The sequence below is a fragment of the Promicromonospora citrea genome, from assembly GCF_013004695.1.
Lineage (GTDB): Bacteria > Actinomycetota > Actinomycetes > Actinomycetales > Cellulomonadaceae > Promicromonospora > Promicromonospora citrea.
Genome location: NZ_JABEMG010000121.1, coordinates 1 through 13,628, shown reverse-complemented (window position 1 = coordinate 13,628; position 13,628 = coordinate 1). Strand labels below are relative to the sequence as shown.

Below are 13,628 nucleotides of genomic sequence, written 5' to 3'. Positions count from 1 at the left end.
AACACCGCTATCGCGATCCTGCGCCACGCCGGCTGGGACAACATCGCCCAAGCCCTACGTCATCACGCCAGAGACATCGACCGGCCCATCCACGCACTCCTACAGTCATGACTTTGCCGGGGCCCTGGTCTTCACCGGGCCGACCACTGCGTTGATGCCCTTGCCACCCTGCGAGACGTTCTGCTCCACGCTGACCGAGGCGTTCTGCGGATCTCGCAGGTCGACGTCGCAGCGACGGAGCGCTCGAGCCTCGCCGATGCGCATGCCGGTCCAGTTGAGCAGATCTGCCAATGCACGCAGGTTCTCGGGCAGCGCATCGGCCAGCGCCCGTACTTCTACAGGGGTCAGAATCACCGGTCGACGCCGCCGCTTGTAACGCCCGGCCCCGACGACTCGGGCTGGCGAGATCCCGATGAGGCCGCTCTCGACCGCTCCCTTGAGCACGCCGGAGAGGAACTTGTAGACCTGGGCGGCTTCGCCGGCCCCGGTGCGGTCCGCGCGCTCGGCCTTCTTCGCTCGGGCTCGCGCTTCGGCCTTCAGCTTGGTGTGCCACACCGTGACGTCCGTGACCGTGATCTCGTCGATGTACTTCTTGCCGATCGTGGGCTCGATGTAGACGCGGAGGTTGCGGGTGTAGTTGCGGTACGTCGATGGCGCGAGCGTCCGCGATTCGATGTACTCCAGTGCCCACTCGGACAGCGTCAAGCGCCCCGCCGCGACACCGCGCGACTTCGGTGGACTCCACTCGTCGCGGTCGATGAGCCGCTTCTCTTCGACGAGCCAGGCTTCTGCGGCGAGCTTGTCCCCGAATGAACGCGGATGGATCTGACCATCCGGCCCGGTGTACCGCGCGCGATAGCCCGAGACCTTCTTGGTCCGCGCGTAGCGGCGAGTCTCGATGTTGCCGAACGCCCGGTGACCTGACTTACCTGCCATGGCGGCCGACCCCCTCACTGAGTGAGGTGGGCGACGACCGCCAGCAACTGTGGGCATTAGGTGGGCATTCGAATGCCCACAGGAGTCCAGACGCGTCTGCTGCTGTCCAGAAGGGGAGGAAGCGTCGACGCAGGTCAGGCTGCGTTTCTGCAGCCAGTGGGCCCGGAGGGATTCGAACCCCCGACATCCACGGTGTAAACGTGGCGCTCTAACCAGCTGAGCTACGAGCCCCGGCAGCGGACCACAATACCTGGCCCGCGCCGCACATCGTCCCTGTTATCGGGGGCCGTCCCGGATCAGATCTCCTCGACCGCGCGGCGGTAGTCCTCCAGGTCCCGGGCCTGCCCCCGGGGGTTGACCACGGACCAGCGGACGATCCCGTCACCGTCGATCAGGAACGACCCGCGCAGGGCGTGCCCGGCGTCCTCGTCGAGCACGCCGTACTGGCGCGCGACCGCACCGTGCGGCCAGAAGTCCGACAGCAGGTCGAACTGGTACCCCTCGGCCGCCTGCCACGCCTTGAGCGTGAACACGGCGTCCGTCGAGATCACGAGGAGCCGCACGCCCGCGGTCTCGAAGTCCTCGATGTTGTCCCGCAGGGCGCACAGCTCGCCCGTGCAGGTGCCCGAGAACGCGAACGGCACGAACACCACGAGCACGGGGGTGCCGCGCAGGTCCGACAGCGTGGTCGGGGTGCCGTGCGTGTCGGGCAGCGTGAAGTCGGGTGCCGGGTCGCCCGGCGCCGGCGACGACGTCACTTGCCGCGTCCGCGGTAGCCCAGCCGGGTCGCCGACCAGTCCGGCGCGATCGCGAAGGTGCTGGTGGTCTGCAGGCCCGCCGTGGTGGCGGCCTCCTGGATGTCGCTGTGGCCGACCTCGCCGGAACGACCGGGCTTCGGCGTGAGGACCCAGATGAGCCCGCCGTCGTCCAGGACGGTCAGCACGTCCACCAGCGCGTCGGTGAGGTCGCCGTCGCCCTCCCGCCACCAGAGGATGACGCCGTCGGTCACGTCACCGTAGTCCTCGTCCTCCAGCTCGGCACCGATGATGCCCTCGATGTCGGCTCGCAGGGTCTCGTCGACGTCGTCGCCCCAGCCGAACTCCTGCACCACCTGGCCGGCCTTGAAACCGAGGCGGCCCGCGCCCTGGGTGTCCGTGCTCACTTGGTTGATCGTCCCTCTCTCTGTCGGCCCGGTGCCCCGGGCCTTCGTCGTCCTGTCGGCCCGTCGTCGGGCGCTTCGTCGCCAAAGGTAGTGCACGCACCCCCACCATGCCTCGCAACCACGGCGCGTGGTGCCCTTTTGATGATTTGATGAGGCATCGGCAACGGCTCGGTCATGGGGTCGATGTGAACCGAGTCTCAACATTGCGATACCGCGTATCAATCCGTGCTCGGATCCCTCCCGACGTAACGCAGATCACGCAGTCTTGACCGCCCTATGGTGTGAGCGCACGCTGAGAGAGGACACAATGGCTCTGACCACCTGTGCGTGGGCGTGCACAGCCGCAACCCCAGCTGCGGCGTCGCTCTCGCCGACGCCACGGGTTCTGACGAGGCGGCAGGGAGCGCGAACCGCGACCCTCCGCGCGACACCGAGAGAGGTTGCTGGTGGCTTCGTTTGACGAGACCGGACCGCTGATCAACGGTCTGCTCAGCGCCGTACCCGACATCGACCCGGCGGAGACCGAGGAGTGGGTCGAGTCCTTCGACGGGCTGATCGACGAGAAGGGCGGACCCCGCGCCCGGTACGTCATGCTCAACCTGTTGCGGCGGGCGCGTGAGCGCAATGTGAGCATCCCCGCGTCGATGGCGACGCCCTACGTGAACACCATCGGTGTGCACGAGGAGCCCTACTTCCCCGGCGACGAGGCCATGGAGCGCCGCTACCGCTCGTGGATCCGCTGGAACGCCGCGGTGATGGTGACCCGCGCGCAGCGGGAGGGGCTGGCCGTCGGCGGGCACATCTCGTCCTACGCGTCCGTCGCCACGCTCTACGAGGTGGGCCTGAACCACTTCTTCCGCGGCAAGGACCACCCGGGCGGCGGTGACCAGATCTACTTCCAGGGCCACGCCTCCCCCGGCGTGTACGCCCGCGGGTACCTCGAGGGCCGCCTCACGGCGGACCAGCTCGACGGGTTCCGCCAGGAGAAGTCGCACCCGGGCGGCGGCCTGCCGTCGTACCCGCACCCGCGCCTCATGCAGGACTTCTGGGAGTTCCCGACCGTCAGCATGGGTCTCGGCCCGGCGTCGGCCGTCTACCAGGCCTGGACGAACAAGTACCTGCACAACCGCGGGATCAAGGACACCAGCCAGCAGGACGTCTGGGCGTTCCTCGGCGACGGCGAGATGGACGAGCCGGAGAGCCGCGGCATGCTGCAGCTCGCGGCGCAGCAGCAGCTCGACAACCTGACGTTCGTCGTGAACTGCAACCTGCAGCGTCTCGACGGCCCGGTCCGCGGCAACGGCAAGATCATCCAGGAGCTGGAGGCCCAGTTCAAGGGCGCCGGCTGGAACGTCATCAAGGTCGTCTGGGGCCGCGAGTGGGACGCCCTGCTCAACGCGGACAAGGACCGCGCCCTGGTCAACCTGATGAACATCACGCCGGACGGCGACTACCAGACGTACCGCGCCGAGTCGGGTGCCTTCATCCGCGAGCACTTCTTCGGCCGCGACCCGCGCACCAAGGCCCTCGTCGAGAACATGACCGACGAGGACATCTGGAACATGAAGCGCGGCGGCCACGACTACCGCAAGCTCTACGCGGCCTACTCGGCCGCGCGGGCGCACACCGGCCAGCCGACCGTCATCCTCGCGCACACCGTGAAGGGCTACGGCCTGGGCTCCGGCTTCGCGGGCCGCAACGCGACGCACCAGATGAAGAAGCTCAAGGGCGAGGACCTCAAGACCCTGCGCGACTCGCTGCACATCCCGATCTCCGACGAGGAGCTCGAGAAGGACCCGTACCTGCCGCCGTACTACCACCCGGGCCCCGACGCGCCGGAGATCCAGTACATGCTGGAGCGCCGCCGCCAGCTCGGCGGGTTCGTGCCCGAGCGCCGCACGAAGGCGCGCAGCACGCTGACCCTGCCCGGCGACAAGTCCTACGAGCTGCTCAAGAAGGGCTCCGGCACGCAGCAGGTCGCCTCGACCATGGCGTTCGTGCGCCTGCTCAAGGACCTGTTCAAGGCCAAGGACTTCGGCCACCGCATCGTACCGATCATCCCGGACGAGGCCCGCACCTTCGGCCTCGACTCGATCTTCCCGAGCGCCAAGATCTTCAACACGCTCGGGCAGAACTACCTCGCCGTGGACCGCGAGCTCATGCTGAGCTACAAGGAGTCCGAGTCCGGCCAGATCATGCACACCGGCATCAACGAGGCCGGTTCCGCCGCCGCGTTCCAGGCGGTGGGCACGGCGTACGCGACGCACGGCGAGCCGATGATCCCGGTCTACATCTTCTACTCGATGTTCGGGTTCCAGCGCACCGGCGACCAGTTCTGGGCCGCGGGCGACCAGCTCACGCGCGGCTTCATCATCGGGGCCACCGCGGGCCGCACGACGCTGACGGGCGAGGGCCTGCAGCACGCCGACGGGCACTCGCCGCTCATCGCGGGGACGAACACCGCCGTCGTGCAGTACGACCCCGCCTACGGCTACGAGATCCGGCACATCGTGCGCGACGGCATCGAGCGCATGTACGGCGACGGCTCCGACGGTCGCGACCAGAACGTCATGTACTACCTCACGGTGTACAACGAGCCGATGGTCCAGCCGGCCGAGCCGGAGGACGTCGACGTCGAGGGCATCAAGCGCGGTATCCACCGCATCGCGGTGTCCGACACGGACGGCCCCAAGGCCCAGCTCCTCGCCTCCGGCGTGGGCGTGCCGTGGGCGCTCGAGGCGCAGCAGCTCCTCAAGGAGGACTGGGGCGTCTCGGCCGACGTCTGGTCGGTGACGAGCTGGAACGAGCTGCGCCGCGACGCGCTGGCCGCCGAGCACGACGCGCTCGTCGACCCGACCGCGCCCGTGCGCACGCCGTACGTCACGGAGAAGCTGTCCGGCGCCCAGGGCCCGTTCGTCGCCACGAGCGACTACGACCACCTGGTGCCCGACCAGATCCGCGCGTGGGTGCCCGGCGACTACGCCGTGCTCGGCGCCGACGGGTTCGGCTTCTCCGACACGCGTGCGGCAGCCCGCAGGCACTTCCTCATCGACGGCCCGTCGATGGTGGTCAAGACCCTGCAGGTGCTCGCGCGCCGTGGCGAGGTCCCGGCCGACGTCGTGGCCAAGGCCGTGGAGAAGTACCGCCTCCTGGACGTCACCGCCGGCACGTCCGGCGTCGCGGGCGGCGACAGCTGAGGTAGTCACTCGGCGAGGTAGTCATGCAGCGAGGTAGTCACCCAGCACATTGGGTGACTACCTCGCTGCATGACTACCTCGCCAGACGACTACCTCGCCAGACGACTACCTCGGCGTTGCGGGGCCCGCCTCCGCGATGCGCTTCGCCAGATCCTCACGGAGGCTGGCCGTGGCGCGGGCGTCCGGGTGGGTCTCCAGGGCCCGCAGGTGCTGCTTCGCCTCGTGCACCCGGTCGGCCTCCAGGGCGGCGAGCACGAGCTGCCTGCCCACCTCCGGCGGGTGCTCCTTCACACGCCAGTGCCCCACGCCGAGGCCGAGCGCCTCGACCGGCATGCCGGCCTCCCGCAGGATCGCGAGCCCCTCGACCAGGGCGTTGCCGTCCGGGTCGCGCTCCGCGGCCGTCGTGAACCGGCGGACGGCGCCCTCCGGGTCGTCGGACAGCGACAACCGGCCGAGCTCGATGAGCGGGTACCAGCCCCGCGGGTGCCCGGCGAGCTCCTCCGCCAGCGCCCACACCGCGAGGTCCGCCTCGCGCTGCCGGGACTCGGGGATCTCGTCGGAGTCCCGCAGCGGGTCCTCCAGCGTCGGGTCCTCCGCGGCCCGGCGGCGGACGATCTCCGCCAGGGCGCTGAACGCCTCCTCGTTGTTGGGATCGTCGGTCAGCTGGGCGCGGAGCGCGTCCTCGTGCCCCGTGTCCCCGCGTCGCGGCGCCGAGGGCGACGGACGGCGCGTGCCGACCGTTGACGCGGACAGGGGCCGACGGATGAGGCGGCGGAGCCGTTGCATCAGGGCCATACCTCGACCCTACAGTTTTCCACCCCTGCCCACTGGGCCGACGCTGTCGAGAAAGTCCGTTTGTGGACTCTCCACAACGAGGGCTCGTATGCTGCGCGAGTGCCAGCTACACGACGGGCCGCGCCCACCGACTCCCCCACGACCGACGAGGGGGCCGCTCCGGCCGTCGCCCCGGACCCGAGCCCCGGCACCGACCCCGCAGGCTTCCCCATGAACCTGCAGCGGGTGCGCGAGGCCAGCGGCCTGCTCACCGCCGCGGCCATGCGCCGGCTCGACGAGGACCTCACCTGGTACCGCGAGCTGCCCGCCGAGGACCGCTCGTACGTCGGCCTCGTCGCCCAGGCCGGCATCAACGCCTTCACGTCCTGGTTCACCGACCCCGAGCGCCCGCCGCACGGTGTCAGCGAGATCTTCGCGGCGGCGCCCACCGAGCTCACGCGGTCCATCTCGCTCCAGCACACGCTGCAGCTCGTGCGCGTCGTCGTCGACGTCGTCGAGACGCACTCCGACCGCATCGCCGCGCCGGGCGGCGAGCGGGACCTGCGCGAGGCCGTGCTGCGGTACTCGCGCGAGGTCGCCTTCTCGGCCGCGGAGGTCTACGCCCGCGCCGCCGAGTGGCGCGGCGCGTGGGACGCCCGGCTCGAGGCGCTCGTCGTCGACGCCCTCGTGCGCGGCGACGGCGACGACTCGCTCCGCTCGCGCATCTCGGCGCTCGGCTGGAGCGGCCGCGGCAACGCGCTCGTGGTCGTCGGCCTGGCCACGCCGGAGCTCGACGAGATCCGCACCGCCGAGATCCGCCGCGTCGCCCGGCGCGCCGCGGGTGACGCCCTCGTCGGCATCCACGGCGACCGGCTCGTGCTCGTTCTCGGCGGCGAGGGCGACCTCGTCGCGGCCGCGACGTCGCTCATGAGCCGGTTCGGCACCGGCCCCGTCGTGATCGGCACCCAGGTGCCCAGCCTCACCGACGCCCCCCGGTCGGCCCGGTCGGCGCTGGCCGGGCTCACCGCCGCACCGGCCTGGCCCCAGGCCCCGCGTCCGGTCATGGCCGACGACCTGCTGCCCGAGCGCGTGCTGACCGGCGACTACACGGCGCGTGCCACCCTCATCGCCCAGGCGTTCACGCCGCTCCAGGACGCCGGGGGCGCGGTGCTGGAGACGCTCTCGGCGTACCTCGGCACCGGCCGGTCGCTCGAGGCCGCCGCCCGCCATCTGTACGTTCACCCCAACACGGTGCGCTACCGGCTGCGGAAGGTCTCCGAGATCACGGGGTGGGACCCGCTCGACGCGCGCGAGTCGTTCGTGCTGCAGGTGGCGCTCGCGCTCGGCCAGCTCGGCCGCGGCTGACGCACCGCCCTAACCCGTGAACCGGGCACCCGCCTTGTAGGTTCCGCACAAGGCCCCCCGACCAGGTTGGTACGGGTCGCGAGGTCGCAACGGCAGCCGGTGTTGGCAGAGTGGACGCGTGCTCGCCGTCGTCTGCCCTGGACAGGGCTCACAGACCCCCGGGATGCTCAGCGACTGGCTCGAGCTGCCCGGTACCGAACAACGTCTCGCCGCGGCGTCCGAGGCCGCGGGCCTCGACCTCGTGGCCCACGGCACCGCGTCGGACGCGGACACGATCCGTGACACCGCCGTCGCCCAGCCGCTCATCGTGGCCACCTCCCTGCTCGCGCTGCGGGCCGTCCTGGACGGGCGCGAGGCCGCCGACGTCGTCGATGTCACCGCGGGCCACTCCGTCGGCGAGCTCTCGGCCGCCGCGGTGGCAGGCGCCCTGACGGACGACGGCGCGGCCGGCCTGGTCGCGCGCCGCGCCCGGGCGATGGCCACGGCGGCCGCCGCCGCGCCGTCCGGCATGAGCGCCGTCGTGGGCGGCGACCCGGACGAGGTGCTCGCCGCGATCGAGGCCGCGGGCCTGTGGCCCGCCAACGTGAACGGCGCGGGCCAGACGGTCGCCGCGGGCGCGCTGGAGAACCTCGCCACGCTCGCGGAGAACCCGCCCACCCGGGCCCGGGTGATCCCGCTGCAGGTCGCCGGCGCCTTCCACACCCCGTTCATGGACGCGGCGCGCGCGGAGTTCGAGCCCGTCGCCCTCGGCTGGGACGCCGCCGACCCGACGCTGCCGTTCCTCGCCGACCTCGACGGCACCGCCTACACGGGCGGCGCCCACGGCCACGGCACGGGCGCCGACGTGCTGCGCAACCTCGCGGTCCAGGTGACGGCCCCGGTGCGCTGGGACCTCATCATGGCGAACCTCGCGGAGCGCGGCGTCACGGGGCTGCTCGAGCTCGCCCCCGGCGGCGTGCTCACCGGCCTGGCCAAGCGCGGCCTCAAGGGCGTCGAGACCGTCGCCGTGAAGTCGCCCGCCGACCTGGACGCGGCGCGTGCGCTCGTCGCCGCCCACAGCACGGCGGGGGCCGCCTGATGGCCACGCTGCAGCAGGCACAGACCACCCAGTTCTCGCGCATCCTCGCGATCGGCGCGGAGCGTGGCGAGCTCGTCGTCACGAACGACGACATCGCGGGCCCGATCGACTCGTCCGACGAGTGGATCCGCCAGCGCACGGGCATCATCACCCGCCGGCGCGCCGGCGCCGACAAGGACGTGCTCGACCTGGCCGAGGCCGCCTCGCGCAAGGCGCTCGACGCCGCGGGCCTGACGGGCGCGGACATCGACGCCGTGATCATCTCGACGATCACCCACATGCACATGACGCCGTCGGCCGCCGCGATCCTGGCCGACCGCCTCGGCGCGACGCCCGCCGCCGCGTACGACGTGTCGGCCGCCTGCGCGGGCTACGCCTACGGCATCGGCCAGGCGGACGCGCTGGTGCGCGCGGGCCTCGCCCGCCACGTGCTCGTGATCGGCGCGGAGAAGCTCAGCGAGATCATCGACCCCACCGACCGCTCCATCTCGTTCCTCCTGGGCGACGGCGCGGGCGCCGCGATCGTCGGCCCGTCGGACACCCCGGGCATCGGCCCGACCGTGTGGGGGTCGGACGGCTCCAAGGCGACGGCGATCCGGCAGACGCACTCGTGGACCGAGCTGCGCGAGGACCCCTCGCTCGGCTGGCCCACGCTGCGCCAGGACGGGCCGACGGTGTTCAAGTGGGCGAGCTTCCAGATGGCGCCGGTCGCGGAGAAGGCGCTGGCCGAGGCGGGCGTCACCGCCGAGGACATCCAGGTCTTCATCCCGCACCAGGCCAACATGCGGATCATCGACCAGATGAAGAAGCAGCTGGGCCTGCCGGAGTCCGTCGTGATCGCCCGCGACATCGCGGAGACCGGCAACACGTCGGCGGCCTCCATCCCGCTGGCCGCCGAGCGGCTCCTGGCGGAGGGACAGGCGAGGTCGGGCGACCTCGCCCTCCAGATCGGGTTCGGCGCGGGCCTGGTCTACGCCGCACAGGTCGTGGTGCTGCCGTAGCCTGCGCGGCGGGCCGCAGGCCCGTTGTGCATCTCACCCGCGGGATGCGCCAAGATCTGACCAGCAAGACTCCGGTGCCCGACGGCGCCGGTGACCGTTACGAAAGATAAGGAAGTCCCATGGCCAACACGGACCAGGAGATCCTCACGGGCCTCGCCGAGATCGTCGCCGAGGAGACGGGCCTCGACACGGCCGACGTCGTGCCCGAGAAGTCCTTCACCGACGACCTCGACATCGACTCCCTGTCGATGATGACGATCGTGACGCACGCCGAGGACAAGTTCGGGGTCCGCATCCCGGACGAGGAGGTCAAGAACCTCGCCACGGTCGGCGACGCGGTGAACTTCATCAAGAGCGCCCAGGCCTGATCCGCTCCCGGCGGCGGCCGCGGGCCCCACCACGGCACGCGCCGCCGCCGGGCACCCGCCCCACCCCTTGTCCCACCACCCCTCCGGGAGCAGCATCATGACCTCCGCACGCGAAGTCGTCGTCACCGGCCTCGGCGCCACCACTCCGCTCGGCGGGGACGTGACGTCCACGTGGGAGGCCGCCCTCGCCGGTGTCTCGGGAGCCCACACGCTCGACAACGACTGGGCCGAGACCTACGGCATCCCCGTCACGTTCGCCGCGACCATCAAGGTGGACCCGGCCGAGGTGCTGTCCCGGCCCGAGACCAAGCGCATGGACCCCTCCGCGCAGTACGCGATCGTCGCGACGCGCGAGGCCTGGGCCGACGCCGGCAGCCCCGAGGTCCCGGGCGAGCGGCTCGGCGCCGTGGTGTCCTCGGGCATCGGCGGCATCCAGACGATCCTGGACAGCTGGGACACCATGCGCGAGCGCGGCGCGCGCCGCATGCTGCCCATGACCGTCCCCATGCTCATGCCGAACTCGCCGAGCGCCTACGTGTCGCTCGAGCTCGGTGCCCGCGCGGGCACGCACGCGCTGGTGTCGGCCTGTGCGTCCGGCGCCGAGGCCGTCGGTTACGCCGTCGACATGATCCGCTCGGGCCGCGCCGACGTCGTCGTCGCCGGCGGCACCGAGGCCGCGATCCACCCGATGCCGCTGGGCGGGTTCGCGGCGTCGCGCACGCTGTCGCTGCGCAACGACGACCCCGAGCGCGCCTCGCGTCCGTACGACGTCGACCGCGACGGGTTCGTGCTCGGCGAGGGCGCCGCCGTCCTGGTGCTGGAGAGCGCCGAGCACGCGGCCGCCCGCGGGGCACGCGTCTACGCGAAGATCGGCGGCGTCGGCCTGTCGTCGGACGCGTACCACATCACCTCGCCCGACCCCGAGGGCACCGGCCAGGTCGCCGCGATGCGCTTCGCGGTCGAGGACGCCGGCGTGACGACGGCGGACGTCGTGCACGTCAACGCGCACGCGACGTCGACCAAGGTGGGCGACCTCACCGAGACGGCCTCGATCCGCCGGCTCTTCGGCGCCGACGCCGACCACGTGCAGCTCTCGGCCACCAAGTCGATGACCGGCCACCTGCTGGGCGGTGCCGGTGCCATCGAGTCCGTGTTCGCGGTCAAGGCCGTGGCCGAGCGCCTGGCCCCGCCGACGATCAACGTGGAGAACCCGGACCCGGAGCTCCAGGTGCCGCTGGTGCGCGACGAGCCGGCCAAGCTGCCGGGCGGCGACATCGCCGCGATCAACAACTCGTTCGGGTTCGGCGGCCACAACGTGGCGCTGCTGATCCAGAACGCCTGACCCCACCCGCTCGACGCGAAGGGGCGCCCTCGGGCGCCCCTTCGTGCTGACATGGGAGAATATGACCATGGCGATGCGTGAGATCCGAGTGGTGCCCGACCCCGTGCTGCGAACCCCGTGCGACCCGGTCGCGACGATCGACGACGGCGTGCGCAGCCTGATCGAGGACCTGCTCGAGACGGTCGACGACGAGGGGCGGGCGGGGCTGGCCGCCAACCAGATCGGCGTCTCGCTGCGGGCGTTCTCGTGGAACATCGAGGGCGACATCGGCTACGTGATCAACCCGCGCGTCGTGGAGCTCGGCGAGGAGCAGCAGGACGGCGGCGAGGGCTGCCTGTCGGTGCCGGGTCTCTGGTACCCGACCGTGCGCTCCGACTACGCGCGCGTCGAGGGCATCGACCTGGACGGCAGGCCCGTGACCGTGGAGGGCACGGGGCTCATGGCCCGCTGCCTGCAGCACGAGTGCGACCACCTCGACGGCATGGTCTACCTGGACCGGCTGCAGAAGGAGACGCGCAGGGCCGCGATGCGGGAGCTGCGCGCGCGCCTGTAGATCCCGCGTCGAGATCCTGCGGCAGATTCGCGGAACCACTGGTGGCGGTATGCCCTTTTAGGGAAGAATGTGCCGTACGAACTCGTCGTACGAAGTGATTCTTTCGGCAACTTGCGCACCGGTTCGCCTCGCATGTCGCCGTCGGATCGGGCAGGATGTGGTCCCAAGCACTGCTGTGCCGCCGGCCACAGCGTCACCGCCCTGGTGAGGACGTAGGGGAAGACGTACCTCGATCCAGGGAGGAAGACATGGCCGGTGTCATCACGCGGGGTGTGCTTTTCGTGCACTCCGCACCGCGTGCCCTGTGCCCCCACATCGAGTGGGCCGCAGGGAACGTCCTTGGCGTGCGCGTTTCCATGGACTGGACCGCGCAGCCCGCCGGGCGTGGCCTGTACCGCGCCGAGTACTCGTGGCAGGGACCGCAGGGTACGGGCGCCAAGCTGGCGTCCGCCCTGCGCGGGTGGTCGCACCTGCGCTACGAGGTCACCGAGGACGCGAGCAACGGCGCCGACGGCGCGCGCTGGTCGCACACGCCCGACCTCGGCATCTTCCACGCCATGACCGACGTGCACGGCAACGTCGTGGTGCCGGAGGACCGCGTCCGGGCGGCGCTCGAGCTCGCCGACCCCCGCGCGATGCGCGAGGCCCTCGACCTCGCCCTCGGCGCGGCCTGGGACGACGAGCTCGAGCCCTTCCGCTACGCCGGCCTCGGCGCGCCGGTCCGCTGGCTCCACCAGGTCGGGTGAGCCGGGTGGCGGGCGGCCGCCCCTCCTCGTGAGGTCTCACGGAGGAAGACGCAGTCGCCCGCCACCACGAACAGCGAGAAGAACGGCAGCCCCATGACGACGGCGATCGCCGCGTGCAGGGCGAGCACCCCGCACAGCCCGGCGACCCGCAGGCGCCGGTGCAGCATGAGCAGCGGGAAGACGAGCTGCACCGCGAGCGTCCCCCACGTCGCGACGGCCACGAGCCACCCCTGCCCGACGACGAGGTCGGCCAGCGGCGGCCAGGGCCGGAACTGGGGCAGCAGCAGCGGGTAGGCCACGGCGGTGCCGTCCCGCCAGGACTCCCCCGCGAGCTTGAACAGCGCCGAGAGCACGTACACGAGGCAGACCTGCGCGCCGATCGCCAGGACGGCGGCGTTGTGCAGGAGGGCCGCTCCGCTCCCCGGACGGACCGTGGTCCGTCTGCGGGCCCGTCTGCGTGAGTCGAGCGACCACCGCGCCGAGCTGTCGGCGAAGCACAGGTACACCAGCAGGATCCGGGCCAGGTTCAGCCCCTGGTCGGCGACCAGCGGGTTCCACGACGTGAGCCCGGCCCAGCCGACGAGCAGCAGCGGCACGGTCCACCGCGCGTGCCAGCCGACGGCGACCAGGGCCGCGACCACGATCAGCGTCGCGCACCCCGCCGTGAGCACCGGGCCGCTCGTGAGCGCGAACCCGCCGACCGGCTCCGCCCAGCGCGCCCCCGCGCCCCACAGCGCGTGCCGGCCGGGAAAGTTCACGGCGACGTACGCGCCGGTGCCCGCGCCGAGCAGGATGCGCGTCAGGGCGACGCCCCGGGTCGCGTGCGGGGTGTCGGTCATCCAGCGGACGGCGGCGTCGAGCGCGGCGACAGGCCGGCGAGCGGTCACGGGTCTCCGTCCCGTCCCGCGCGGGCCGCGCCGCCGCCTGCGAGCCCCAGGAGCCGCCTCCAGGCACTCGCGAACGCGTCGTCGTCCTGGCCGGGCAGGCGATCGCTCATCCCCCTACCGCGCACGACGAGCTGCCGCACCAGCAGACCGTACAGAACCAAGAACGTCGGACCGACAGCCCGAAGGATCCTATGCCAACTGCAGCCACGTCCCGAGGAG

The 13,628-nt window shown here is 71.7% G+C and carries 13 protein-coding genes and 1 tRNA gene; 8 read left to right on the top strand and 6 right to left on the bottom strand.

Annotated elements, in window-relative coordinates; translation table 11 throughout:
• Window positions 1-105 precede the first annotated feature (105 nt).
• The 4 genes from HLB15_RS18645 to HLB15_RS18630 form a co-directional block, all read right to left on the bottom strand.
• Window positions 106-936 (bottom strand): site-specific integrase, encoded by an 831-nt coding sequence (locus HLB15_RS18645; RefSeq protein ID WP_171107421.1) that lies wholly within the window; start codon window positions 934-936, stop codon window positions 106-108.
• A gap of 157 nt (window positions 937-1,093) precedes the next feature.
• Window positions 1,094-1,167, bottom strand: a tRNA-Val gene (locus HLB15_RS18640).
• A gap of 65 nt (window positions 1,168-1,232) precedes the next feature.
• Window positions 1,233-1,694, bottom strand: coding sequence for a peroxiredoxin (locus HLB15_RS18635; protein ID WP_171107419.1), 462 nt, complete (start codon window positions 1,692-1,694; stop codon window positions 1,233-1,235).
• The gene (locus HLB15_RS18630; RefSeq protein WP_171107417.1) at window positions 1,691-2,098 is read right to left on the bottom strand and encodes a DUF3052 domain-containing protein; all 408 of its coding nucleotides are present in this window, start codon (window positions 2,096-2,098) and stop codon (window positions 1,691-1,693) included. Before HLB15_RS18630 ends, HLB15_RS18635 begins: the two co-directional genes overlap by 4 nt.
• Window positions 2,099-2,544: 446 nt before the next feature.
• Between HLB15_RS18630 and aceE the strand changes: the two genes are divergently transcribed.
• Window positions 2,545-5,295 (top strand): pyruvate dehydrogenase (acetyl-transferring), homodimeric type, encoded by a 2,751-nt coding sequence (aceE, locus tag HLB15_RS18625; protein WP_171107415.1) that lies wholly within the window; start codon window positions 2,545-2,547, stop codon window positions 5,293-5,295.
• A gap of 105 nt (window positions 5,296-5,400) precedes the next feature.
• On the opposite strand, the gene HLB15_RS18620 is transcribed toward aceE, so the two are convergent.
• Window positions 5,401-6,090 carry a tetratricopeptide repeat protein gene (locus tag HLB15_RS18620; RefSeq protein WP_171107413.1) on the bottom strand — a complete coding sequence of 230 codons (690 nt, stop codon included), beginning with the start codon at window positions 6,088-6,090 and terminating at the stop codon, window positions 5,401-5,403.
• Between the two features lie 99 nt (window positions 6,091-6,189).
• On the opposite strand from HLB15_RS18620, the gene HLB15_RS18615 reads away from it, so the two are divergent.
• The 7 genes from HLB15_RS18615 (at window position 6,190) to HLB15_RS18585 (ending at window position 12,522) form a co-directional block, all read left to right on the top strand.
• Complete coding sequence (locus HLB15_RS18615; RefSeq protein WP_373291055.1) at window positions 6,190-7,434, top strand: PucR family transcriptional regulator; 1,245 nt, start codon at window positions 6,190-6,192, stop codon at window positions 7,432-7,434.
• Window positions 7,435-7,552: 118 nt separating this feature from the next.
• A complete protein-coding gene (locus tag HLB15_RS18610; protein WP_171107411.1) occupies window positions 7,553-8,512 on the top strand; it encodes an ACP S-malonyltransferase in 960 nt (319 codons plus the stop codon).
• Window positions 8,512-9,513: a beta-ketoacyl-ACP synthase III gene (locus HLB15_RS18605; RefSeq protein ID WP_171107409.1), complete on the top strand. Its 1,002-nt coding sequence runs from the start codon at window positions 8,512-8,514 to the stop codon at window positions 9,511-9,513. Before HLB15_RS18610 ends, HLB15_RS18605 begins: the two co-directional genes overlap by 1 nt.
• A 119-nt stretch (window positions 9,514-9,632) precedes the next feature.
• The gene (locus tag HLB15_RS18600; RefSeq protein ID WP_171107408.1) at window positions 9,633-9,881 is read left to right on the top strand and encodes an acyl carrier protein; all 249 of its coding nucleotides are present in this window, start codon (window positions 9,633-9,635) and stop codon (window positions 9,879-9,881) included.
• A 97-nt stretch (window positions 9,882-9,978) separates the two neighbouring features.
• Complete coding sequence (fabF, locus tag HLB15_RS18595) at window positions 9,979-11,223, top strand: beta-ketoacyl-ACP synthase II (RefSeq protein WP_171107405.1); 1,245 nt, start codon at window positions 9,979-9,981, stop codon at window positions 11,221-11,223.
• Window positions 11,224-11,290: 67 nt separating this feature from the next.
• On the top strand, window positions 11,291-11,776 hold the full coding sequence (gene def, locus HLB15_RS18590) for a peptide deformylase (protein WP_171107403.1): 486 nt from the start codon (window positions 11,291-11,293) through the stop codon (window positions 11,774-11,776).
• Window positions 11,777-12,024: 248 nt separating this feature from the next.
• The gene (locus HLB15_RS18585; RefSeq protein WP_119143609.1) at window positions 12,025-12,522 is read left to right on the top strand and encodes a DUF3145 domain-containing protein; all 498 of its coding nucleotides are present in this window, start codon (window positions 12,025-12,027) and stop codon (window positions 12,520-12,522) included.
• Here the strand turns inward: HLB15_RS18585 and HLB15_RS18580 are convergent.
• Window positions 12,474-13,409, bottom strand: coding sequence for an HTTM domain-containing protein (locus HLB15_RS18580; RefSeq protein WP_171107401.1), 936 nt, complete (start codon window positions 13,407-13,409; stop codon window positions 12,474-12,476). The two genes, HLB15_RS18585 and HLB15_RS18580, sit on opposite strands and share 49 nt — an antisense overlap.
• Window positions 13,410-13,628: the final 219 nt, after the last annotated feature.